Origin of the sequence: Pseudomonas fluorescens, assembly GCF_005938625.1 — a bacterium.
GTDB lineage: Bacteria > Pseudomonadota > Gammaproteobacteria > Pseudomonadales > Pseudomonadaceae > Aquipseudomonas > Aquipseudomonas fluorescens_BD.
The window spans coordinates 24787-46207 of sequence record NZ_VCNJ01000069.1 but is presented as its reverse complement, the minus strand read 5'-3'; the positions used below and the strand labels follow the sequence as shown (position 1 = coordinate 46207).

18 protein-coding genes are annotated in these 21421 nt (G+C 60.2%); 12 read left to right on the top strand and 6 right to left on the bottom strand.

Annotated features, from left to right (window positions below; translation table 11 throughout):
* Positions 1–368 precede the first annotated feature (368 nt).
* Together FGA82_RS28320 and FGA82_RS32245 are read right to left on the bottom strand one after the other, a co-directional pair.
* Positions 369–890: a DUF4142 domain-containing protein gene (locus FGA82_RS28320; RefSeq protein ID WP_095047850.1), complete on the bottom strand. Its 522-nt coding sequence runs from the start codon at positions 888–890 to the stop codon at positions 369–371.
* Positions 891–920: 30 nt separating this feature from the next.
* On the bottom strand, positions 921–1097 hold the full coding sequence (locus FGA82_RS32245; RefSeq protein ID WP_171057377.1) for a hypothetical protein: 177 nt from the start codon (positions 1095–1097) through the stop codon (positions 921–923).
* Between FGA82_RS32245 and FGA82_RS28315 the strand changes: the two genes are divergently transcribed.
* Together FGA82_RS28315 and FGA82_RS32240 are read left to right on the top strand one after the other, a co-directional pair.
* Positions 1096–1338, top strand: coding sequence for a YdcH family protein (locus FGA82_RS28315; RefSeq protein ID WP_053120870.1), 243 nt, complete (start codon positions 1096–1098; stop codon positions 1336–1338). The two genes, FGA82_RS32245 and FGA82_RS28315, sit on opposite strands and share 2 nt — an antisense overlap.
* A gap of 109 nt (positions 1339–1447) precedes the next feature.
* Positions 1448–1612: a hypothetical protein gene (locus FGA82_RS32240; protein WP_007912545.1), complete on the top strand. Its 165-nt coding sequence runs from the start codon at positions 1448–1450 to the stop codon at positions 1610–1612.
* Positions 1613–1745: 133 nt separating this feature from the next.
* Here FGA82_RS32240 and FGA82_RS28310 read toward each other — a convergent pair whose 3' ends face one another.
* The 4 genes from FGA82_RS28310 to FGA82_RS28295 form a co-directional block, all read right to left on the bottom strand.
* Complete coding sequence (locus FGA82_RS28310) at positions 1746–2822, bottom strand: SMP-30/gluconolactonase/LRE family protein (RefSeq protein ID WP_141129650.1); 1077 nt, start codon at positions 2820–2822, stop codon at positions 1746–1748.
* Positions 2819–3964 (bottom strand): sterol desaturase/SRPBCC family protein, encoded by a 1146-nt coding sequence (locus FGA82_RS28305; protein WP_141129649.1) that lies wholly within the window; start codon positions 3962–3964, stop codon positions 2819–2821. Before FGA82_RS28305 ends, FGA82_RS28310 begins: the two co-directional genes overlap by 4 nt.
* Positions 3965–4075: 111 nt before the next feature.
* Positions 4076–4939 carry a LysR family transcriptional regulator gene (locus FGA82_RS28300; protein ID WP_141129648.1) on the bottom strand — a complete coding sequence of 288 codons (864 nt, stop codon included), beginning with the start codon at positions 4937–4939 and terminating at the stop codon, positions 4076–4078.
* 254 nt (positions 4940–5193) lie between these two features.
* A complete protein-coding gene (locus FGA82_RS28295; protein ID WP_141129647.1) occupies positions 5194–6912 on the bottom strand; it encodes a hydrogenase maturation protein in 1719 nt (572 codons plus the stop codon).
* 297 nt (positions 6913–7209) lie between these two features.
* Between FGA82_RS28295 and FGA82_RS28290 the strand changes: the two genes are divergently transcribed.
* The 10 genes from FGA82_RS28290 to FGA82_RS28245 all read left to right on the top strand — a co-directional run bounded on the left by FGA82_RS28290 (position 7210) and on the right by FGA82_RS28245 (position 21421).
* Positions 7210–7716: a sigma-70 family RNA polymerase sigma factor gene (locus tag FGA82_RS28290; protein WP_034152323.1), complete on the top strand. Its 507-nt coding sequence runs from the start codon at positions 7210–7212 to the stop codon at positions 7714–7716.
* Positions 7713–8660 (top strand): FecR domain-containing protein, encoded by a 948-nt coding sequence (locus FGA82_RS28285; protein WP_141129646.1) that lies wholly within the window; start codon positions 7713–7715, stop codon positions 8658–8660. Before FGA82_RS28290 ends, FGA82_RS28285 begins: the two co-directional genes overlap by 4 nt.
* A 91-nt stretch (positions 8661–8751) precedes the next feature.
* On the top strand, positions 8752–11661 hold the full coding sequence (locus FGA82_RS28280) for a TonB-dependent receptor (protein WP_141129645.1): 2910 nt from the start codon (positions 8752–8754) through the stop codon (positions 11659–11661).
* A 270-nt stretch (positions 11662–11931) separates the two neighbouring features.
* Complete coding sequence (locus FGA82_RS28275) at positions 11932–12408, top strand: antitoxin Xre/MbcA/ParS toxin-binding domain-containing protein (RefSeq protein ID WP_171057378.1); 477 nt, start codon at positions 11932–11934, stop codon at positions 12406–12408.
* Positions 12405–12908 (top strand): RES family NAD+ phosphorylase, encoded by a 504-nt coding sequence (locus FGA82_RS28270; RefSeq protein WP_141129644.1) that lies wholly within the window; start codon positions 12405–12407, stop codon positions 12906–12908. Before FGA82_RS28275 ends, FGA82_RS28270 begins: the two co-directional genes overlap by 4 nt.
* A 118-nt stretch (positions 12909–13026) precedes the next feature.
* Positions 13027–15681 carry a TonB-dependent receptor gene (locus FGA82_RS28265; protein WP_141129643.1) on the top strand — a complete coding sequence of 885 codons (2655 nt, stop codon included), beginning with the start codon at positions 13027–13029 and terminating at the stop codon, positions 15679–15681.
* Between the two features lie 225 nt (positions 15682–15906).
* Positions 15907–17748, top strand: coding sequence for an extracellular solute-binding protein (locus FGA82_RS28260; protein WP_141129642.1), 1842 nt, complete (start codon positions 15907–15909; stop codon positions 17746–17748).
* Entirely contained in the window at positions 17735–18799 is a 1065-nt protein-coding gene (locus tag FGA82_RS28255) for a microcin C ABC transporter permease YejB (protein ID WP_141129641.1), read from the top strand. Before FGA82_RS28260 ends, FGA82_RS28255 begins: the two co-directional genes overlap by 14 nt.
* A complete protein-coding gene (locus FGA82_RS28250) occupies positions 18799–19821 on the top strand; it encodes an ABC transporter permease (protein ID WP_141129640.1) in 1023 nt (340 codons plus the stop codon). The genes FGA82_RS28255 and FGA82_RS28250 overlap by 1 nt, the downstream gene beginning before the upstream one ends.
* Before the next feature lies 1 nt (position 19822).
* A complete protein-coding gene (locus FGA82_RS28245; protein WP_141129639.1) occupies positions 19823–21421 on the top strand; it encodes an ABC transporter ATP-binding protein in 1599 nt (532 codons plus the stop codon).

Here is a 21421-nt window from a genome sequence, read left to right as displayed (position 1 = left end):
CGGATATGACAAGGCCGCATCTATCTGGATGCGGCCTTTTTTTGCTTTGGATTTGTGGTGTTGCGGACATCGATCCCCCCCCCTCACCCCAGCCCTCCCGAAACGTCGGACCGCCCCCAAGGGGGCGAGGGGGAAAGGGAGCCGATTGGGGGATGTTCAAATCCTGCGTTCAACCTAAGACTTTCAGGTCGGCGTAACTCGAACATCCACCTCGGTCGGCTCCCTCCCGCTCAAAGGGAAAGGGAGCGGATCAGGGGCTATTCAGAACCTGAGTTCGAAGTAAGACTTTCACGTCGATGTAACTCGAACATGCACCTCGGTCGGCTCCCTCTCCCTCCGGGAGAGGGCTGGGGTGAGGGTAAGGCTGTTTACTTGCTCGGATGCTTGGCTTGCAGTTCCTTGGCAGCGGCGAGGTGTTTTTCCAGCGCCGGCAGCATTTTCTGCGCAAACGCTTTCAGTTCAGTCGCGCCTTTGACCTTGTCATCGGTCACGGTATTGGCTTGTTTCTTGAACAGCTCGATGGTCTCTTCGTGCGCCTTCACCTGATTGTTGGCGTACGCCGCGTCGAAAGATTCATCACGCACTTCGAGGATTTTTTCCTTGGCCTGTTTGACCAGGGTTGTGGTGTCCGGGACTTCGATGTCGTTGGCTTTGGCAATGGTCGCCAGTTCGTCGTTGGCCTTGCCGTGATCGGTGATCATCATGTTGGCGAACGCCTTGATGTCAGCCGATTGGCTTTTTTCCAGGGCCAGACGACTGGTTTCGATTTCAGCAATGCCACCGGCAGCGGCGTTATCGACGAAGTCATTGTCAGTCGCAGCGAAAGCACTGCCCATGCCGCTGCTCAACGCGACAGCCAAAACCAGATGACGCAGGTTGAATCCGTCCATTGGTGTATCTCCACGCAGTTATTGTTGGTGTTAACCAATGGAGGCGATGCGGCGAATAAAGGTTTGATCGCATTTGCGACAGGGCGACGAACGGGCACCGCTGGTCTGACAGGTGGTCGACAGAAGCGCCCAACCGAGGCCATTCTGATAACTGGCCAGCGCAATCGGTCGCGTTGGCCAGCCGATCAACTGACGGAGGTGTTCCATGCCGGTGACCCATGATCTGTTACAGGACTTGAAGCTTACAAAGGAAGAGATCCAGCAAAAACGCACCGCGGATCCACATCTGGACGCACTGATCAACAAGTATTCACAGGCGGACGCCGACGTAGTCAAGGCCGAGACGGCGACCTCGGATGCTCCCAGCGACGACACGCTGAAAAAACTCAAAGAAAAGCGCTTGCAGGTCAAAGACAAGATCGTCGAGCAATTACAGGCGCGATCCTGAAACCCGGTTGACCCGCCGACCTGCGGTTGCGGATTGACGGGAACGACAGCCACGACCGGCACCTCGAATGTATAGAGTCTTCAATCCCCGACTCTTTGCGAGGTGCCTTATGAACGATCCCAAATTCCCCAGTGAAGAGCAGGGCGCATTCGACCCGGTTCCCACGCATCCTGAACCGAATAGCCCGGCGCATACCACCGCTAACCCCGAAGAGCCGGATGAGGATTTGCCTGAAGACGAAGATCCGGACAAGTTCGACAAGTCGAGTAACTGACAGACCGTCATCGCTGGCAAGCCAGCCCCCACAGTGAATTGTGTTGACCACAAATGCTGTGGTCAGCAGAGAACCCTGTGGGACCCGGCTTGCCAGCGATGGCGTCAGTCCGCTCGATACAGATCCAGCAGATTCACTTCAGCGCCGCATCCAACGGCATCCGCGCCATATGCATCGCCTTCAACGAGCCAAAATACAACCACGGCCCATACTCACGCACCGTGGTAATCGGCGAGTAATTGCCACTGCTCGCATCCTGCAGATTGGCAATCACCTTGCCCTCCAGATCCAGCCCCAGGACAAACCCGCGCTTCTCCACCGGCTTAGGCAAAACCGTCAACGCCCGCACAATCATCTTGCGCACGAATGGGTGCCCGGCCGTGCCGTCGAGCAACGCACTGCGCGGCGCATACAACGCCACCCAAAACCGGTTACTGCCATTGAATGCAAGGTTGTCCGGCAGCCCCGGCAGGTTGTCGATGAACAGGTCGTGAGTGCCGGCTTTCGGCCCGGTCAGCCAGTAACGGCTGATGCGGTAAGCGCCGGTTTCATTGACCAGCACATAGGCGTCGTCCGGGCCAAGAGTTACGCCATTGGCGAACTGCAGTTTGTCCAGCAGCACACTGGTTTTACCGCTCTGAAAGTCATAGCGCAGCAGACGCCCATCGCCGCCGTGCTCGATGATCGCTTCACCGTCATGGCCATAACCCCAGCGGCTGGAAGCATCGCTGAAATAGGCATAATGCCCGGACTTGTCGATGGCCACGTCATCAGTGAAACCGAAGGCCAGACCATTCGCCTCCGTGGTCAAAGGAACCAGCTGACCTTGCGCATCGAGGGACAACAAGCCCTTGACCCCATCAGCGATCACCAGCATGCCGTTCGGGTGCCGGGCCAGCCCCAACGGGCGGCCACCGGTGTCGGCGAGGACTTTGCGTTGCTGGCCGTCGAGGCTGGTACGGATCAGTCGGCCGTCGTGCAGCCCGGTGATCAGGAAGTCACTCTCCAGCAGCAAGGCTTCCGGCCCTTCGATGTCGCTCGGTCCGACCTGCGCTGTGGCTTTGAGTTTCTGATTCTCGGCGTAAATGCCTTCTTTCAGCGATGGCGCTGGCGGCGGCGTCCAGGCCACGGGTTCGACTTTGGTGGGCATCAACAATAAGAACGCGATGACGATGAGGACCAGCAACAACAGCAGATGTCTCAGCTTCACGCGCTGGCCCTCGCCGATGACAGGTATTGCGCGGCCATGTCGCGCAGCGCCAGCATCGATGCGGCAGATTCGCGCTCGATGCGCCGTTTCAGCAGCAGATGATTGGCGATGCGCATGCCCAGACCGCCGAAGCGATAATCCAGAGTGCGCACAAATCGCGTGCCGCTGCCTTCCGCGCTGCATTCATAGGTCAGCAGCAACGATAAGCCGTGATCGCCCTGCGCCCGCGCGCACCAGCGCCGGCCGGGCAAATACTCGGTGACTTCCCAGCTCAAATGGCCTTCACGGCCGCCGGCATGAATGTCCTCTTCGAAACGCGCGCCGGCATGCAGTGGGCCGTGTGGGCCGTCGATTTTCAGCGACGAGGGGTGCCACTCCGGCCAGCGCCCGACACTGGCGGCGTAGGCGAGCAAGGCAATGGGGTCGCCAGCGATATCGATGGTGTGCTGCATGCGGGTCATGGGCATTCTCGCGTAGCTCAAAGGGGCGATTTCCGGCTCCCAGTACAGGGTGCCGAACAGGTAGTCCATCAGCGGCAGGACGATGTTGAAGTTGCGTTCCTGCATGCGCTCGCGGCGGTGATGCAACTCGTGCAGGCGGCGCATCTGGCGGATCCATGGCAGGCGTGCCAGAGGGTTGTCTGCCGGCAAATGCTCGCAGGCATGGAACACTTCGTAAGTCAGATAACCCAGCACCATGCAACCGCCGAACAACCCGGCAACGTTGGCGTTTACCTGTGCCAACAGCCACCACAACGGTACGGTGATCACTAGCGTATGAAGCACGATCAACCAGGCGGGGAACAAAATCACCCGCCAGTCACGCGCACTGTCGTAGGTCATATGGCCCGGTGTGAAAAAGCTGTGATGATCGCCGGCATGCCGGGCGTAGAACATTTTCGCGAAGGTTTTTTTGTGGTGACCGAGATGGCGATGGACCATGTACACGCCGAAATTGAACAGCACTAGGGTCAACGGCACCGTCAGCCATTCCAGCAGGCTCGCCTGCTGCACGCTGCTCCAGAACGCACCGATGGCCAGCACGCCGAACAACAACACGAAGGCGCCATGTAGCCACGGGTTGTACAGCGGGTGAATGGCCGCACGGTAGCGGCTGCGAAATATCTCGGTGGTCTGCCTCACTGCGTCACCTGCGGGTATTGTTGTTATACCCGGCAGATTAGCCGATCCGGCCGTTTGTGCAGGCCGGTCCTCGGTGTCACATGCGCCATGCTCCGGTACGAAGCCGCCGCTTTAGCTCAGAGGGTTCCAGCGTTGCGACCAGTCGTCATCGGTGCGGATCACTTCGCGCAGCAGATCGAAGGCTTGCTGCAGCGTCGCCGAATCACGATCGCGGGAGTAGACAAGGTAAGTCGGGTAGCCGAATTCCGGGGCTTTGGTCACCGCTTCGAGGGCGCCGCTTTCCAGATAGGTGCGCACCACGCGGGTGCGAAAGTAGCCGCTGCCGCCGTGTTCGAGAATGTATTGCAGGGCCAGTGGGCCGAGGTTGAAACTCAGCGCGGCTTTGGCTTTTTCCGGCAGGGCGGCGTCATGCTGGCGGCGGAAGTCCGGGCCCCAGTCGATGTAAACGTAGGGATCGGGGCGATCGGGTGCACGCACCAGAATCAGTTTTTCTTCCAGCACTTGCTCGACCTGCAATCCCGGCCAGTATTCCGGCTGGTAGACCAGCGCCGCGTCGAGCACACCGAGTTCGAGCTGGCGCAGGAGGTTTTCGCCGTCGCGGATTTCCATGCGCAGGGCATGCCCGGGAATCTTTTCGCGCAGCTCCGCCGCCCAACTGAGCATCAACGGGTTGCACAAGCTGACTTCGCCGCCGATGTGCAGCACGTTGTGGTAGCCCTCGGGCAGCGGCAGGTCGCGGCGCGCGGCTTCCCAGGTCTGCACCAGTTGATTGGCGTAGACCACAAAGGCCTCGCCATTGGGCGTCAGTTTCGCCCCCGCGCGGTTGCGCACGAACAGTGTGCTGCCCAGCTGACTTTCGAGTTTCTGCACGCGCGCGGTGATTGCCGTTTGTGTGACGAACAGCTTCTGCGCGGCCGCGGCGAGGCTGCCGTGGCGGACGATTTCCAGGAAGGTGCGAGCGAGATCGATGTCCATGGGCGGGCCGGTGTTTGAGGTGTCGGGCATTGTAAAGGCAAAAGCCCCTCATCGGATCGCCGCCCGCCTAACCCTCTCCCGGAGGGAGAGGGGACTGACCGAGGCATCTTGCGTCATACACCGATCTGAAAGATCGCGTCGATTATGGATTCAGTAGAGATCGTTCATGTCGGCGAACCTCTACAGCATCCCCCAATCGGTCCCCTCTCCCTTGGGAGAAGGCTAGGGTGAGGGGAAAGCAGTCACCGCCAAAATCAACTGGCCAACTCGGTCAAACGCACCCGCGCCCATTCCTCGATCAATCGCGCCGGCGTGCCGCAAACCTTGCGCTTGTAGACAAAATTTCGGCACTTCTCGGCAAACTGATTGCGGTTGTAGAGCATGTCTTCCTGCATCTCTTGCAATTCGGTTTCGCGGCACTGCTGGATCAACACCTGATCAACCCGCGCCTTGCGCTCACGCACCGCCGCATAGGTCGGATCGCTCAACACACCGTTGGCCCGTTGCAGCAACCACAGGGCAAACTCATCCGGGCAGCGCGGGCCAACTTCCTGAACCATTCCCAATTGCCACGCCTGCACCGCGCTCACCGGCAAACAAGCCTGGGTCAATTGTTCGGCCATTGCCGGGCCGACGGCGCGGGGCAGGTTGTAGGTCCAGTATTCGGAGCCGTATAAACCCATGCTCTTGTAATGCGGATTAAGCACGACATCGGCGCGGGCAAACACAATGTCCGCCGCCAGTGCGAGCATCACGCCACCGGCGCCGGCGTTGCCTGTGATGCCACTGACCACCAGTTGCCGGGCCGTCAGCAGTTCTGCGCAGACATCATCGATTGCCTGAATATTCGCCCAGGCTTCGGCTCCGGGATCCTGCGCTGCCTGAATCACGTTCAAATGCACGCCGTTGGAAAAACTGCCGCGCCCGCCCTTGATCAGCAACACCTGAGTATCACGGGACTTGGCCCAGCGCAGCGCGGCGACCATGCGCTGGCATTGCTCGGTGCTCATGGCGCCGTTGTAGAACTCGAAGGTCAGCTCGCCGACGATGCCGGACTCGCGATAACGAATCGGTTGATAGGCTTCATCACTGAACGGCTGCGTGGCAACCGACCAGTCCAGCACCGGCACGTCGGCCAATTGTTCGGCCAACAGGTGCCGCGCCGGTTGCTTGAAGGTTTCCTCGCCGGGTTGCGGTTTGCGCCGCAGTGCGCCGATCCACAGGCTTTGATCACCGGCCGCGACGAGTACGGCATCGTCATGCACCGCGAGAATTTCGCCGGGCACGCCGCTGCGCGAATCAAGGTGTGCGTCGTACACGTAATACTGACCGCCGGCCAGGCTGGCCAGCACGCCGGGTTGGCCGTCGGCGGCATCGATGCAGCGTTTGATGAAGCGCGCGCAGTCGTGCCAGCTGAAACTGCGGTCGTCCTGTTTCATGTTCGGCTGCAAGCGCCCGCGCACTTTCGTATCGGCATAGTCGAGGGCAACCGGTTCAAAACCCTCGATGAATTTCTCCACCACTTCGCGTATGCAACGAATCGCCGCGTCACTGACCCGGCCGTTGTACAGTTCGGATTTGCGCAGGCCCGCCGGCAGGTTGAATTCGCAGGTGGCCCACACCGGGCCGGCGTCCATTTCTTCCACCGCTTGCAGCGCGGTGACGCCCCAGTTCGGCAACTCGTTGGTAATCGCCCAGTCGAGGGCACTGGCGCCACGATCGCCGACGATGCCGGGATGGATGATCACCACCGGACGCTGCGCATTGCTCCACAGTGCTTCGGGCACACGGTCCTTGAGGAACGGGCAAATCACCAGATCCGCGCCGCTGTGTTCGATCTGCTCGCACACGGCTTGTTCATCGGTAAACAGCACAACGCTGGGCGAGTGCCCGGCCTCGCGCAGTTCCAGCCAGGCGCGTTGGGTCAGGCCGTTGAACGCTGACGACAGCAGAATGATGTTGAGTGGTCGCATGCTTGCTCTTCCTTGAGTGGGTTGGGCCGCGGGCTCTCGGTGAGCCGTCCCTGGCTTTCGATGGAGCCGCGAGATTAATCAGTGGCTGTCCATGCGCCAGTGATCGAGGTCAACGTTGTGTCAGCCAATGTTTCTGCGGCGACGAAGCGGCTTATGCTCAATGGTTTGCTTGTGCTGATTTTTTATTACTTCAAATGTCTTCGAGGCTATTGCACAGTCGCGCCTGATCAGAGCCGGACGATCCCGGCAGAACGATGGTTTTTCGCAGCGGGTGGGACCCGTTTCAGGGAGCAAGGCATGGGTGGGTACAACCCGCATTACCAGATCATCGGGCAGATGTTCCAAAAGGACTATCGCTGGCTGTGCGCTGCCGTTGGCCGCACGCTGGGTTGCCCGCACAGTGCGCAAGACATTGCCTCGGAAACCTTTCTGCGGGTGCTGGCATTACCGGACCCCACGGCCATTCGCGAGCCGCGAGCCTTGCTGACCACCATTGCGCGCCGATTGGTGTACGAAGGCTGGCGCCGTCAGGACCTTGAGCGCGCCTATCTGGAAAGCCTGGCGTTGGCGCCCGAGCCGGTGCATCCGTCGCCGGAAGAACGCGCGCTGGTGATCGAAGCGTTGCTGGCAGTGGATCGCTTACTCAACGGGCTGTCGGCCAAGGCCAAAGCGGCATTTCTCTACCATCAACTCGACGGTTTGACTTACAGCGAGATCGGCGAGCGCCTCGGGGTGTCCACCAGCCGCGTGCAGCAATACATGGTCGAAGCGTTCAAACGCTGCTATCAGGCGATGCAGGCATGAGGCCCGACGAGGCGGTGATCGACGAAGCGGCGCAATGGCTGGCGTTGTTGCAATCGGGCGAGGCGGGCATGGCTGAGCGTGCAGCGTTTGAGGCCTGGCGGGTTGCCGATCCCCGGCATCAGCAGGTCATCGAGCAGATGGGCGGTGGCCTCAATCTGCTGCGTAACCCGACCCTGCGCAGCGTGCCGCGCAGCAGTCTGCTGCACAGCCTCAATGCACCATCGAGTCGTCGACGCTTTATCAGCGGCAGTTTGAGTGTACTCGGCATTGCGCTGTTGGCCGGGGTGCTCGGGCGGCGCTACGGCTGGCTGCCGGAGGCGGGGGAGTTGTCGACCGGGACTGGCGAGCGACGCAACTTCACCTTGGCGGATGGCAGTGCGCTGACCCTCAATGCGCGCAGTCGTGTGGTGCCGTTGTTCGATGGTCAGCAACGCTTGCTCGCGTTGCGCAGTGGCGAGTTGCTGGTCGATGTGGCAAAAGAGCCGGCACGGCCTTTTGTGGTTGAGACCGAGCACGGGCGCATGCGTGCGCTGGGGACCAAATTCCTTGTGCAGTACAGCGAGGATTCGACGCGATTGGTGATGCTTCATTCGCAGGTCGAAGTGGTCACGGGTGATGGCGAACGGCAAGTGGTGCAGGCCGGAGAAAGTCTGTTATTCAACGGCGCCGGACTGTTGTCACTGGAACGCAGCAACGGTCAGGAAAGTGCCTGGGTGCAAGGTCGTCTGGAAGTGCGCGACCGGCCTTTGCACGAGGTCATCGACAGCCTGCGCCGCTACCGTCGCGGTATCTTGCATCTGAGTCCCGACGTTGCGGATCTGCGCCTCAGCGGCCTCTATCCGCTTGACGACAGTGATCGCACGTTGCAACTGCTGGAACGCTCGCTGCCGATCCGCGTCACCTGGCACAACCCGTACTGGGTCAGCGTCGACGCGCGGTTATAACCCCATAACTTCTTGGCCTAATCGCCGCCCTATAAAAAGCGCTGGCCCGCTGCTCATTCCCTGCAGATGCCTCCAACAGGGAAACCCTTCGATGTTCTCGATCAAACAACAATTACCTCGATTGACCCTCGCCGCCGCATTGGCGATGGGCATCAGTCCATGGGCGGCGGTTGCCCAGGAACCCGCTGCGGCGGTGTTCACCTTCGACATCGCCACCGGGCCGCTCGACGAAGTGCTGCTGGACATCTCGCGGCAGAGCGGCGTGCCGATTTCCTTTAGTCAGGAACTGGTGCAAGGCAAACGCAGCGCGGCGGTGCGCGGTGCATTGGGCGGCCGCCAAGCGGTGGAAAAAGCCTTGCTCGGCAGCGACCTGCAAGTCGAGCAAAGCGCTCAGGGCCTGACCGTTCGCGCAGCCGACGCGCCGGCAAAAGTCACTACCGTGGCGCCGGTCACCAGTGCCGATTACCGCATGGAAAAAGTCACCGTCACCGGTTCGCGCATTGCCCGCGCGCAGAGCGATGGCGCCACGCCGGTCAACGTCATCACCCACGAAGAAATGGAAGCGCGCGGCTACAAAAACGTCTACGACGCCCTCGCGACGCAGACGCAAAATACCGGCATGACCCAAGGCGAAGATTACGGCAACACCTGGCAACCGGCGGCCAGCGCGCTCAACCTGCGCGGCCTCGGGCCGAACCATACGCTGGTGCTGATCAATGGCCGTCGCGTGGCCGACTACCCGACGCCGTACGACGGCAAGGTCAACTTCACCAACCTGGCGAACATTCCGTCGGCGGTCATCGAGCGCATCGAAATCCTCAGCAGCGGCGCCTCGGCGATTTACGGCTCGGACGCGATTGCCGGGGTGGTCAACATCATCCTCAAGGACAAGATCAACGGCGTCGACGTCAACCTCAAGGGTGGCACCAGCGAACGCGGCGGTGGCGACAACCAGCGCTTGCAGATTAGCGGCGGCGGCAGTTGGGGGGATTTTGACGGTTTGTTCGGTCTGGAACTGACTAACCGCGATCCGATCTGGGCCGACGACCGTGGCTTTATGCAAAACGGCCCGCTGGCGGACGTCGGTTACCGCCGCGACCTGAGCAACAGTCGTTATCTGGGACCGGGTTGCGGTGCTTATCAGGGCACCTTCGACAACAAACTGGTCAACAGCGGCGGGCGCTGCCGCACCGATCAGATGTACAACGATTACTGGACCGTGCAGACCCAGAAGGAAAACTACGACGGCTACACCCGTGGCACCTGGCACTTCAGCGACAGCGGCCAGGTCTTCGCCGACTTGATGTACGGCCTCGACCATATCCAGAACAACACGCGCGGGCCGACCTTCACCTCGCCGGACTTCATCAATCAGAACAGCGGCAATCTTGAACGCTGGTATCGGCGCTTCGGCGAAGAGGAAATCGGTGGTCGCACCAGCAACAACAGCAAGTGGCGCGATACCTCGTGGACTGGCACTCTCGGCCTCTCGGACAAGATCGCCGACACCGGCTGGAGTTACGATCTGGCAGCCAATCGCTCGGAATATCGCAGCGTCAGGACCACGCGCTACACGCCACTGTCATCGATTCAGGATTTCTACCTCGGCCCGCAGTTAGGTGTGAGCGGCGGTTATCCGGTGTTCGCCCCGGACGCCTCGCGGCTCGACCGGCCGCTGACGCCGCAGGAGTGGCAGCAGTTTCGCGGCAACCTGACCCAGAGCAGCAAATCGGTGTCGACCAGTTACAACGCTTCGGTCAATGGTGATCTGTTCGACTTGCCGGCCGGCCCGGTGGGCTTCGCCGGTGTGCTGGAGGCGGGCAAGCAGGAATACCGTGTCGACCCGGATGACAGCCTCAACGACGGCACGTTTTACGGCGTAAGCCCACAGCAAAGTTCCGGCGGCTCGCGCAAACGTTACGCGGCGGGAGGCGAGTTCAGCATTCCGTTGACTGACACGATTCTGGCAACCGCCGCCGGGCGCTGGGATCAATACAAATTCAGCGGCCGCACCGAGCAGCAGAAAACCTACAACCTCGGGCTTGAGTGGCGCCCGGTGACCAGCCTGTTGCTGCGCGGCAGTTACGGCACCAGTTTCCGTGCGCCGGACCTGAACTACATCTATCAGTCCGATAGCAATGGCTACTACCCGGCGCAGATCGACTACTACGGTTGCAGCCAGGGCGTGGAGGGCGCGTGTGATCGCGGGCGCGTCGACTACACCCAAAGCGGCACGGCGAATCTGGAGTCGGAACGTGGTAAATCATGGACCTACGGCTTTGTCTGGTCGCCTTCGCGCAATTTCGATTTCTCCACCGATTTCTGGCGCGTGGAGATTGATGATCTGCTGACCACCGTCGATGAAAACCGTCTGCTACAGCAGGAAAACGAATGCCGCAACGGTACGCAGGACATCAATTCGGCCAATTGCCAATCGACCCTGGCGCGCATCGATCGCAACGCCGGCAATGCGGCGGTCGATCCCAACCAGTTGAACCGCGTGCGGGTCAATGCGATCAACGCCGCCAGCGAGCGGGTCAGTGGTCTGGACTTCAAGAGCAATATTCGCTGGGGTGCCGGGCAGTACGGCGCGTTCAGTTCGGCGCTGGGCTACACCTTGGTGCTTTCGCATTATTACAAGGAATCGGAAGAAGCACCGACGCAAGACTGGCGCACCTCACGCACCAATTACGACTGGCGCAGCAAGGTCAACGCCAGCCTGACCTGGGATTATCAGAAAGCCACGGCGACGCTGATGGGTATTCGTTACGGTTCAGTCACCAACGGCGCAGGAGACGGGCGCCTGTCGCCGTGGACAGTGTTCAACGCCAGTGCGCGTTACAAGCTTAATGACCGGGCAAGTGTCGGGCTGACCGTGAACAACGTGCTCAATCAGGTCAAACACGATGACTCGGCGGGGTGGCCGTATTATCCGACCGGCAACTATGACCCGTACGGACGGCAATGGTGGCTCGATGTGAGTTATCACTTCGGCGGCTGAGGGCGGGAATCTCGGGTTTACGTCCTACGGAAAATGGCATGTTTTGCGGCAAGCAGGGGATTTTTCCGACGACCTTTTCAGGTTGGTCGTCGGAAGCGCGATCTATAGCATCGGACCTGACATTGAAGTCGCTGAGCGGTTTGTACGCTCAGGCTCCCAGATAAAGGATCGATTATGCGTACCCCACACATAGAGCATGAAACCTCTGTTTATTCCCTGCGCAACTTCTGGATCGATGATCGCGCCAGATGCCCCATGGAGGATGTCGCAATGCCCACTCGAAAATCGCCCCGGTTGACGGGCCTGAAGAAGGCCGAGGGAACACCGGTCGATTTGCTCGTGCATGGTCAGGACCTCGGTGACGACGCGATGCTGATTGTACGCCTTACCGAGAAGGGTTTTGAGCTGAGCGACGTCGTCAACATGCTTTCAACTTCCGAAATGTACCTGCGCGAAGACATGGTCAAACGCATCACCGGCAGGTCTGTCAGAACCGTGCAGCGACTGCTGAAGGAAGGCAAATCGCTACGGCTTGACTCGCAGCAGAGCGTTGTCGCCTATCAATATGCGCTGGTGCTGGAGATGGCCATTCGTGCGTTCGGGGGGCTGTCACAGGCGGAGAGATGGATGCAGAAGTCCACCCCGTACCTTAACGGCTACGTGCCGTTGGAGTTGACCCACCATCCGCTCGGTTTCCAGATGGTCGAGCAATACTTGTGTCGGGTCCTGTACGGGGGTTACCCATGAATCCCTTGCCCTGGGAAGGGCACTGGTATGGCTGGCGCCTGGATCAGGAGGCCTACGGAGAGACATGGGACAGCGGGATGGGTTCAAAACTGAAGGGCGGTCGATGGAATGCGCCTGGCCGGCGAGTCGTCTATGCATCTGTCGACCCGTCCTCGGCCATTCTGGAGGTGGCAGCCAATAATAGTTTTGATGCACTGGACAGAGAGCCTTATGTGCTGACGTGCTTTGAGGTCATCCGCGATGCACGGGTCAAAGTCGTTCAGCCCGAAGAGGTACCGAATCCTTACTGGTTGAGTCCCGCTTGGCCGTCGCCCAACCAGCAGCGGTTTGCCGACGCTTTACTGGATGAGCATCCGTTTGTCCTGATTCCCTCGGCGGCAACCCGCCACTCGTGGAATCTGCTGGTGAGCTGCGACCTGGCAGAGGGGCAGTTCAAGATGGTCTCTCAAGAACGTTTTGGCCTGGATACACGGTTGCTGCGGGAGATGGCATCGGCTTGATACGGAGGCATGGCATTCTTTGCATAACCTCAGCACTCAACAGTCTAAGTCGCCCTCTATAAATCCTTATTTGTCATCGCACATCCCTGCATAAACCAAAACGCAGGGATGGCTGTTCATGATTCAGTTTTCACCCGTCAAATCACCTTTGAGCCTGGCCTTGCTGCTGGCAATCAACACGCTGCCGGCCATTGCCGCCGACGGCACGGCAACCGAACCGACCACCCAACTGCAGCGTGTCGAAGTCACGGGGACGGCAATCCGCCGGGTCGATGCAGAAACGGCGGTGCCGGTGACCATCCTGCGCGTCGAAGAGTTGCGCGAGCAGGGTGTTTCCACCACCGAGGAGCTGGTCAGTCGCATTTCCGCCAACCAGTCTTCGGTCGGCTCCGGGCGTTCGGTGGGGTCCAGCAGTGGTGGCGCGTCCTATGCGGATCTGCGGGGCATCGGTCCGAACAAGACGCTGGTGCTACTCAACGGTCGGCGCCTGAGCAACAACGCGACCAACGCGATCAACGGCTCGGGTGTCGATCTCAACACCATTCCGTTCGCCGCCATTGACCGTGTGGAAGTGCTGCGCGATGGCGCCTCGGCGCTGTATGGCACCGATGCGATTGGCGGGGTGATCAACTTCATCACCAAGACCAGCCTCACCGAAGGGCAGATCAGTACCAACTACGACACGCCCACCCATTCGGGTGGCGGTGAAAGCCGCAACTTCAGCGGCAGTTGGGGCTTCGGTGATTTGCAGGATGATCGCTTCAACGTATTTGGTGTAGTCAGTTACGACAAGCAGCAACGCCTGGCCGCTGAAGACCGGGGTTACACCTACAACTATCAGCCGAACCGCGGACTCGATTACACCTCCGGCACCGCATCGCCGGCCAACTGGAGTCAGGGCAGTAACGCCACCAACCCGTTGGCCGGCTCAGGCTGCAACGCACCGGGTTTGCTGGCGCGTAACGGCATTTGCCGGCAGAGCCTGTGGAACTACCTCGATCTGGTGCCGGAAACGGAGAAGACCTCGGCCTTCGCCAAAGCCACCGGCAAGCTGTCGGACGATCACAATGTCAGCCTCGAATACTTTTGGGCGCGCAACGAAAACCGCACGCAAATCGGCCCCGGCACATTGATGGGCAATCAGGTCAACCCCGGCACGACGTTCTATCCGGGCAACGGCATCACCCCCGCGCCGAGCGGTTTCGCCCTCGACCCGACGCAACCGGTCGACGTGAACTGGCGCGAAACCGCCGTTGGTGCGCGTCAGCACGAAGACGACAACACCAGTCAGCGCTTGCTGCTGAGTTTCGACGGCTCGCTGGTCGGCTGGGATTACAACCTCGGTGCCTCGTACAACCAGAACAAAGTGGTCAACAGCATTCAGGACGGTTACGTCAACGACCGCGCCGTCAGCGCCGGTATTGCCAACGGCGTGATCAACCCGTTCGGCCCGCAGACAGCTGCCGGTTCCGCGCTGTTGGCGGCCAACGCGGTGGACGGTGATTACGCCACGGCGGTCGGGCGGGTGAAGGCCATCGATGGGCGCATCAGTCGTGAAATCGGCGACTGGTTCGGCGCCGGCCCTTCGGCATTGGCGCTCGGCGGCGAGTATCGCAAAGAAGACTTCCATCAGGATTTCGCGCAATTTGCCGGCGACGTGCAAAGCCTTGGTGTTGATCCGAACGGCAGCGTTGCCGGGGATCGCAGCGTCTCGGCCGAGTACGCCGAGGTCAACGTGCCGGTGCTCGACAGCCTCGAATTGTCCGCGGCCGTACGCCACGACAAGTACAGTGACTTCGGCAGCACCACCAATCCGAAATACTCGTTCCGCTTCCAGCCGTTCAAGGAGTTGGTGGTACGCGGTGCCTACAGCGAAGGGTTCCGTGCGCCGTCGTTGTATGAGTTGTACAACCCGACCTTTACCAGTTTCACCAATGCCAACTACAACGATCCACGCTTGTGCGCTGGCGGCAATCCGAGCAATGGCGGCATTGCCAACCGCGACTGCGCGCAGCAGTTCAATCGCACCAGCGGCGGTAATACCGATCTGAGCCCGGAAACCGCGCGCAACGTCACTCTCGGGTTCGTCTATCAGCCGTTTGAGCGCCTGACGGCCGGGCTGGATTTCTGGTGGATTGACATTGCCAACCAGATTGCCGAATTCCCCGAGTCGGCGGTGTTCGAGAATCCTGAGTTGTACCCGGATCGCCTGGTCCGCAAGCCGGATGGCTCCATCGATCACATCGTCACCGGGCTGGCCAACCTCGGCAAGATCAAGACCAATGGCGTCGATGTCAGCTTCGATTACCGATTGCCGAGCACGCCGTACGGTAATTTCGGCATCGGCCTGCAAGGCACTTACGTCACCCGCTATGACTATCAGCAACAGCTCAAGGGCGACTACATCGACAAGCTGGGTGATTTTCGTGGCGGTGATTTTGCTTCGGCGGGTGCCGTGGCGCGCTGGCGGCACAGCCTGACCGGTAGCTGGAATTACGGCCCGTTCGGCGCTGCTCTGACCAACCGTTACACCAGCGGTTACCACGACTCCGATCGCGACACTCACGATTACGTTGGCTCGTACAACGTCTGGGACCTGGCCGGTACCTACACCTGGCGCAAGACCCTGAGCGTGACCCTCGGGGCGAAAAACCTGTTTGACCGCGAACCACCGTTCAGCAACCAGACCTACACGTTCCAGAGCGGCTACGACCCGAAATATGGCGATCCGTTTGGCCGGACGTTGTACACGCGGGTCAGTTACAAGTTTTGAAAATGATCAGCGAAGGCCGGTTTTAGTCACCGATTGATCTAAAGCCTGCCCTATAAAAATCGCCGGCCTGTTGCACATCACAGGTAGGCAGAAGGTGTGTTGACTGCATTGACGCTTTCGCGAGCAAGCTCGCTCCCACAGGGATTTGAGTTCACAGAAGATCCATGTGGGAGCGAGCTTGCTCGCGAAGAGGTCGTCAGCGACACCGTGTAAAAGGATCTGCCCATGTTCTCCAGGCTCATTTTATTCAGCGCTTTCGCGCTTTTAACGCCGTTCAGTTGGGCCGCCCCGCAACCGGCGTTAACGGTCTACGGCGAACCCGCCAAGTACGCTCCCGACTTCCAGCACCTGGCCTACGCCAACCCCGATGCACCGAAGGGCGGCAGCCTGCGCCGGTCTTCCCTGGAAAGCGGCCCGTTCGATCACCTGATTCCTTACACCGACAAAGGCACCGGCGTGGCCGACATCGATGGCTGGCTCTACGCGCCACTGGCCTATCGCAGCAAGGACGAACCCTACAGCGTCTACGGTCTGGTGGCGCAGCAGATGGAGCTGGATCCGGATCGCCGCTGGATACGCTTCTACCTGAACCCGAAGGCGCGTTTCGATGACGGCACACGGATCACCGCCGAAGACGTTCGTTACACCTTCAACCTGTTCACCACCCAGGGCAGCCTCAAATACCGCCAGCAGTTTCGCGATGTCGCCGAGGTCGTCGTCGAGTCGCCGACGCAAGTGCGCTTTCTCTTCAAGAACAACGACAGCCGCACTTTGCCGCTGGATCTGGCGACACTGCCGGTGCTGCCCGAACATTGGTGGCGGACCCGTGATTTCGCCGAGGGCGGTGGTTTCGAGATCCCGCCAGGCAGTGGCCCGTATCGCATCAGCGCGGTGGATGCCGGGCGCAGCGTGAAATTCCAGCGGGTGCAGGACTGGTGGGCCAAGGATCTGCCGATCACTCGCGGCCTCTACAACTTCGATCAACTGAGCGTGGAGTTCTTCGCCGACACCGACGTGTCACGGCAGGTGCTCAAGGCTGGCGGCTTCGATTACAACCGCGAGTTCTCCGCCACCAGCTTCACCATCGGTTACGCAGGGGCTGCGCTGGAGCAAGGCAAATTGCTCCGTGAACATCTCGCACCCGGTGCCGCTCAAGGTGCGCAGGGCTTTGTGTTCAACCTGCAGAAACCGCCGTTTCAGGATCGCCGCGTGCGCCAGGCAATCGCCATGCTCTGGGATTTCGAATGGAGTAACCGCCAGATGATGCGCAGCATGTACCTGCGTCAGCGCAGCTTCTTCTCCCACAGCGCACTGGCGGCTACTGCATTGCCGGATGCCGAAGAGCTGAAGATTCTTGAGCCGTTGCGCGGACAGATTCCCGATGAAGTGTTCACCACGGTGTTTGAAGCACCGAAAACCGATGGCAGTGGCAATATCCGCGCCGAGCAATTGCAGGCACTGAAACTGCTGGAGGCCGCTGGCTGGAAACCTCAGGGTGATCAGTTGATGAACGCCAATGGCGAGCCGCTGCACTTCACGTTTCTCAATGGCCAGAAAGGTTTCGAGCGGCTGTTGTTGCCCTTTAAGCGCAACCTGGCGCAGATCGGCATCGGCTTCGATATTCGCCAGGTCGACACCGCGCAATACACCAACCGCGTGCGCAATCGCGATTACGACATGATTGTTGCCGCTTATCCGGTGAGCCAGGCACCGGGGCGTGAGATGTTCAATTACTTCGGCTCCGATGGCGCCGCTGATCCAGGCTCGAACAATTACATGGTGCTGCGCGATCCGGCCGTCGATGCACTGCTCGAGGGGCTGGTGCAGGCGGACAATCGCGAGAGTCTGCTGCGTCACGCTCACGCGCTGGATCGGGTGTTGCAGTGGGGTTACTACTGGGTGCCCAACTATTACCCACCGGGAATTTCCACGGTATGGTGGAACCGCTTCGGCCGACCGGCGATTGCGCCGCTGTACGACGCCGGTCTCGACACCTGGTGGGAAATTAGTCCGACCGCGCTGACCGCCACCCAGATGCCCAAGGAGTACAGCCATGTGGGGTTATAGCCTGCGGCGTCTGCTGCTGATCGTGCCGACCTTGCTCGCCATCCTGCTGGTCAACTTCGTTATCGTGCAAGCCGCGCCCGGTGGCCCGGTCGAGCAGGCCATTGCGCGCTTGCAGGGGATTGGCGTGGGGGCAGGGGTGGGTTCCAGCCATGTCGAAACCGTCGGGGGCGAGTCTCGCGCCACCCGAGGGCTGGATCCGAAACTGGTGGCCGATATCGAGCGTCAGTATGGCTTCGATAAACCCGCCAGCGAGCGTTTGTGGCTGATGCTCAAAAGCTATGCGCAGCTGGACTTTGGCCAGAGTTTCTTTCGCGGTGCCAGCGTCACCGAATTGATCTGGCAGAAGCTACCGGTGACCTTGTCGCTGGGCCTGTGGGCGACGCTGATCACCTATCTGGTGTCGATTCCGCTGGGCATTCGCAAAGCTGTGCACAACGGCTCAGCGTTCGATGTCTGGAGCAGCGTGGCGATCATCATCGGTTATGCGCTGCCGGGATTTCTCTTCGCGCTGTTGCTGATCGTGGTCTTTGCCGGTGGCACGGCGCTGGACTGGTTTCCGGTGCGCGGGCTGGTCTCGGACAACTTCGCCGAGCTGTCGCCGTGGGCCAAGGTGGCCGACTATTTCTGGCATTTGGTGTTACCGGTGATTGCCCTGGTTATCGGCGGTTTTGCCACGTTGACGATCCTGACCAAGAACAGCTTTCTCAACGAGATCTCGCGACTGTACGTGGTGACCGCGCGCGCCAAAGGGCTGAGTCAAAGGCAGGTGTTGTACGGCCATGTGTTTCGCAATGCGATGCTGTTGGTCGTCGCCGGTTTGCCGCAAGCGCTGGTGACGGTGTTCTTCGGTGGCTCGTTGCTGATCGAAGTGATCTTTTCCCTCGATGGCCTCGGCCGTCTCAGTTACGAAGCGGCGGTCGCACGCGACTATCCGGTGGTGTTCGGTTCGCTGTTCATCTTCACCTTGTTCGGCCTGCTGATAAAACTGCTCGGCGATCTCTGTTACACACTGGTCGATCCGCGCATCGACTTCACCGCGAGGGCTGCCTGATGCTGACATTGTCTCCAATCGGCCGGCGCCGCTGGGCGCGGTTCAAGGCGCATCGGCGCGGCTGGTGGTCGTTGTGGCTGTTTCTCGCGCTGTTCGGCCTGAGTCTTGGCGGTGAGCTGGTGGCCAATGACAAACCGTTGCTGGTGACGTATCAGGGCGAATGGTATTTCCCGGCGTTCAAGCGCTACACCGAGCAGGACTTTGGCGGCGAGTTGCCGTTTCAGCCGGACTATCGCAGCGCGCAGGTGCGGCAATTGATCGAGGGGCAGGGCGGGCGGATGTGGTTTGCGCCGATTCCGTTCGCGTTCGACACGGTCAATTACGACCTCACGGAGCCGGCGCCGAGTCCGCCCAGTGGCGACAACTGGCTGGGCACCGATGATCAGGCGCGGGATGTGCTGGCGCGGGTGATATTCGGCACGCGTATATCGCTGTTGTTTGCCTTGGCCCTGACCGCGGCGAGTGCGCTGATCGGCATTGCCGCCGGGGCGTTGCAGGGCTACTACGGCGGCTGGGTCGACTTGATCGGTCAGCGCTTGCTGGAGGTCTGGTCGGGGTTGCCGGTGTTGTACCTGCTGATCATTCTGTCCGGGTTTGTCGAGCCGAATTTCTGGTGGTTGCTAGGGATCATGGCGCTGTTTTTCTGGTTGAGCCTGGTCGATGTGGTGCGCGCCGAGTTCCTGCGCAGTCGCGGTCTGGAATACGTGAAAGCCGCGCGTGCACTGGGTGTCGGCGATGCGCAGGTGATCGTTCGGCACATCCTGCCCAATGCCATGAGCGCGACGCTGACTTATCTGCCGTTCATCCTCACTGGGGCAATCGCAACCTTGTCAGCACTGGATTTTCTCGGTTTCGGCATGCCGGCCGGGAGTGCTTCGCTGGGTGAGTTGATTGGCCAGGGGAAAAGCAATCTGCAAGCACCGTGGCTGGGTTTGACCGCGTTCTTTGCGCTGGCGCTGATCCTCTCGCTGCTGGTATTCATCGGCGAAGCCTGCCGCGATGCGTTTGATCCGAGGACTTAAGATGCCTGAACACTTGATTGAAATTCGTGACCTGCGCGTCGCGTTCAATGGCCAGTCTGTAGTGCATGGCATCGACCTCGATATCCGCCCCGGCGAGTGCCTGGCGCTGGTCGGGGAATCCGGCTCGGGTAAATCGGTGACGGCGCACAGCATTCTGCAATTGCTTGACCCGGGCATCACCCGGATCGGCGGCAGCATCCGCTATGACGGCACGGAGCTGCTGGGTGTGCATGAGCGCTATCTGCGGCAACTGCGGGGTAATCGCATCGCGATGATTTTTCAGGAACCGATGAGTTCGCTGAACCCTTTGCACACGATTGAGCGGCAACTGGGTGAAAGCCTTGCGCTGCACAAGGGGTTGGCCGGGGCGGCGGCGCGTCAGCGGATTTTGCAGTTGCTGGAGCTGGTGGGCATTCAACGCCCGCGCGAACGGCTCAAGGCCTATCCGCATCAACTGTCGGGCGGACAACGGCAACGGGTGATGATCGCCATGGCGCTGGCCTGCGAACCACAGTTACTGATTGCCGACGAACCGACTACAGCGCTGGACGTAACCGTGCAACGCAAGATTCTGCTGCTTCTCAAAGAACTGCAGGAGCGGCTGGGCATGGCCCTGTTGATCATCAGTCATGACCTGAATCTGGTACGCAATATCGCTCAGCGGGTGGCGGTCATGCGTGGCGGGGTAATCGTCGAACAGGCATCGTGTGAACAGTTGTTCAGCGCGCCGCAACATCCTTACAGCATCGAGTTGCTCAACGCTGAGCCGGGTGGCGAGGCGTTGTGTCGGGAACCTGCCGAGGATTTGCTGGAGGTGCGCGATCTCAATGTGCGCTTTCGTTTGGGTGGCGGATGGCTGCGCGCGAAATCCTGGTTGCACGCGGTCAACGGCATTGACTTGAATCTTCAACGCGGCAAAACCTTGGGGATCGTCGGCGAATCCGGTTCCGGTAAATCGACATTGGGCCAGGCCATTCTGCGTCTGATCGACGCCCAAGGCAGCATCCGTTTTCAGGGCGAGGCGCTGGAGCACTTGAGCGGCAAGCAACTCAGACCTCTGCGCAAGCGTCTGCAAGTGGTGTTTCAGGATCCGTTCGGCAGCCTCAGTCCGCGTCTGTGTGTGGCGCAGATCATCGCTGAAGGTTTACAGGTGCACAGCGATTTGAATGCCGCTGAGCGAGAACGGGCGGTGATCGATGTGCTGCGTGAAGTCGGTCTTGATCCGGCCACCCGCCATCGCTATCCCCACGAGTTTTCCGGTGGTCAGCGGCAACGCATCGCCATTGCCCGGGCACTGGTGCTCAAGCCCGACTTGATCCTGCTGGATGAACCGACCTCGGCACTGGATCGCACGGTGCAGAAGCAGATCGTCGCGCTGTTGCGACGTTTGCAGCAAGAACATGGCCTGACTTACCTGTTCATCAGCCACGATCTGGCGGTGGTGCGAGCGCTGGCCCATGACTTGATTGTGATGAAGGAAGGTGAAGTGGTTGAGCGTGGCGAGACGAATGCGCTGTTTCATGCGGCGCAGCATCCGTATACCCGAGAGTTGCTGCTGGCTGCAGTGCCGGGTCGTCAAAAACGAACCAGCACATTTTAA

Bases quoted from the DNA above. Each gene is read 5' to 3' on its own strand.
- FGA82_RS28260 (WP_141129642.1), top strand. From the start codon at position 15,907: ATGTTCTCCAGGCTCATTTTATTCAGCGCTTTCGCGCTTTTAACGCCG.
- FGA82_RS28315 (WP_053120870.1), top strand. From the start codon at position 1,096: ATGCCGGTGACCCATGATCTGTTACAGGACTTGAAGCTTACAAAGGAA.
- FGA82_RS28275 (WP_171057378.1), top strand. From the start codon at position 11,932: ATGCCCACTCGAAAATCGCCCCGGTTGACGGGCCTGAAGAAGGCCGAG.
- FGA82_RS28285 (WP_141129646.1), top strand. From the start codon at position 7,713: ATGAGGCCCGACGAGGCGGTGATCGACGAAGCGGCGCAATGGCTGGCG.
- FGA82_RS28270 (WP_141129644.1), top strand. From the start codon at position 12,405: ATGAATCCCTTGCCCTGGGAAGGGCACTGGTATGGCTGGCGCCTGGAT.
- FGA82_RS32245 (WP_171057377.1), bottom strand. From the start codon at position 1,097: ATGGAACACCTCCGTCAGTTGATCGGCTGGCCAACGCGACCGATTGCG.
- FGA82_RS28250 (WP_141129640.1), top strand. From the start codon at position 18,799: ATGCTGACATTGTCTCCAATCGGCCGGCGCCGCTGGGCGCGGTTCAAG.
- FGA82_RS28255 (WP_141129641.1), top strand. From the start codon at position 17,735: ATGTGGGGTTATAGCCTGCGGCGTCTGCTGCTGATCGTGCCGACCTTG.
- FGA82_RS28320 (WP_095047850.1), bottom strand. From the start codon at position 890: ATGGACGGATTCAACCTGCGTCATCTGGTTTTGGCTGTCGCGTTGAGC.
- FGA82_RS28245 (WP_141129639.1), top strand. From the start codon at position 19,823: ATGCCTGAACACTTGATTGAAATTCGTGACCTGCGCGTCGCGTTCAAT.
- FGA82_RS32240 (WP_007912545.1), top strand. From the start codon at position 1,448: ATGAACGATCCCAAATTCCCCAGTGAAGAGCAGGGCGCATTCGACCCG.
- FGA82_RS28295 (WP_141129647.1), bottom strand. From the start codon at position 6,912: ATGCGACCACTCAACATCATTCTGCTGTCGTCAGCGTTCAACGGCCTG.
- FGA82_RS28290 (WP_034152323.1), top strand. From the start codon at position 7,210: ATGGGTGGGTACAACCCGCATTACCAGATCATCGGGCAGATGTTCCAA.
- FGA82_RS28300 (WP_141129648.1), bottom strand. From the start codon at position 4,939: ATGGACATCGATCTCGCTCGCACCTTCCTGGAAATCGTCCGCCACGGC.
- FGA82_RS28280 (WP_141129645.1), top strand. From the start codon at position 8,752: ATGTTCTCGATCAAACAACAATTACCTCGATTGACCCTCGCCGCCGCA.
- FGA82_RS28265 (WP_141129643.1), top strand. From the start codon at position 13,027: ATGATTCAGTTTTCACCCGTCAAATCACCTTTGAGCCTGGCCTTGCTG.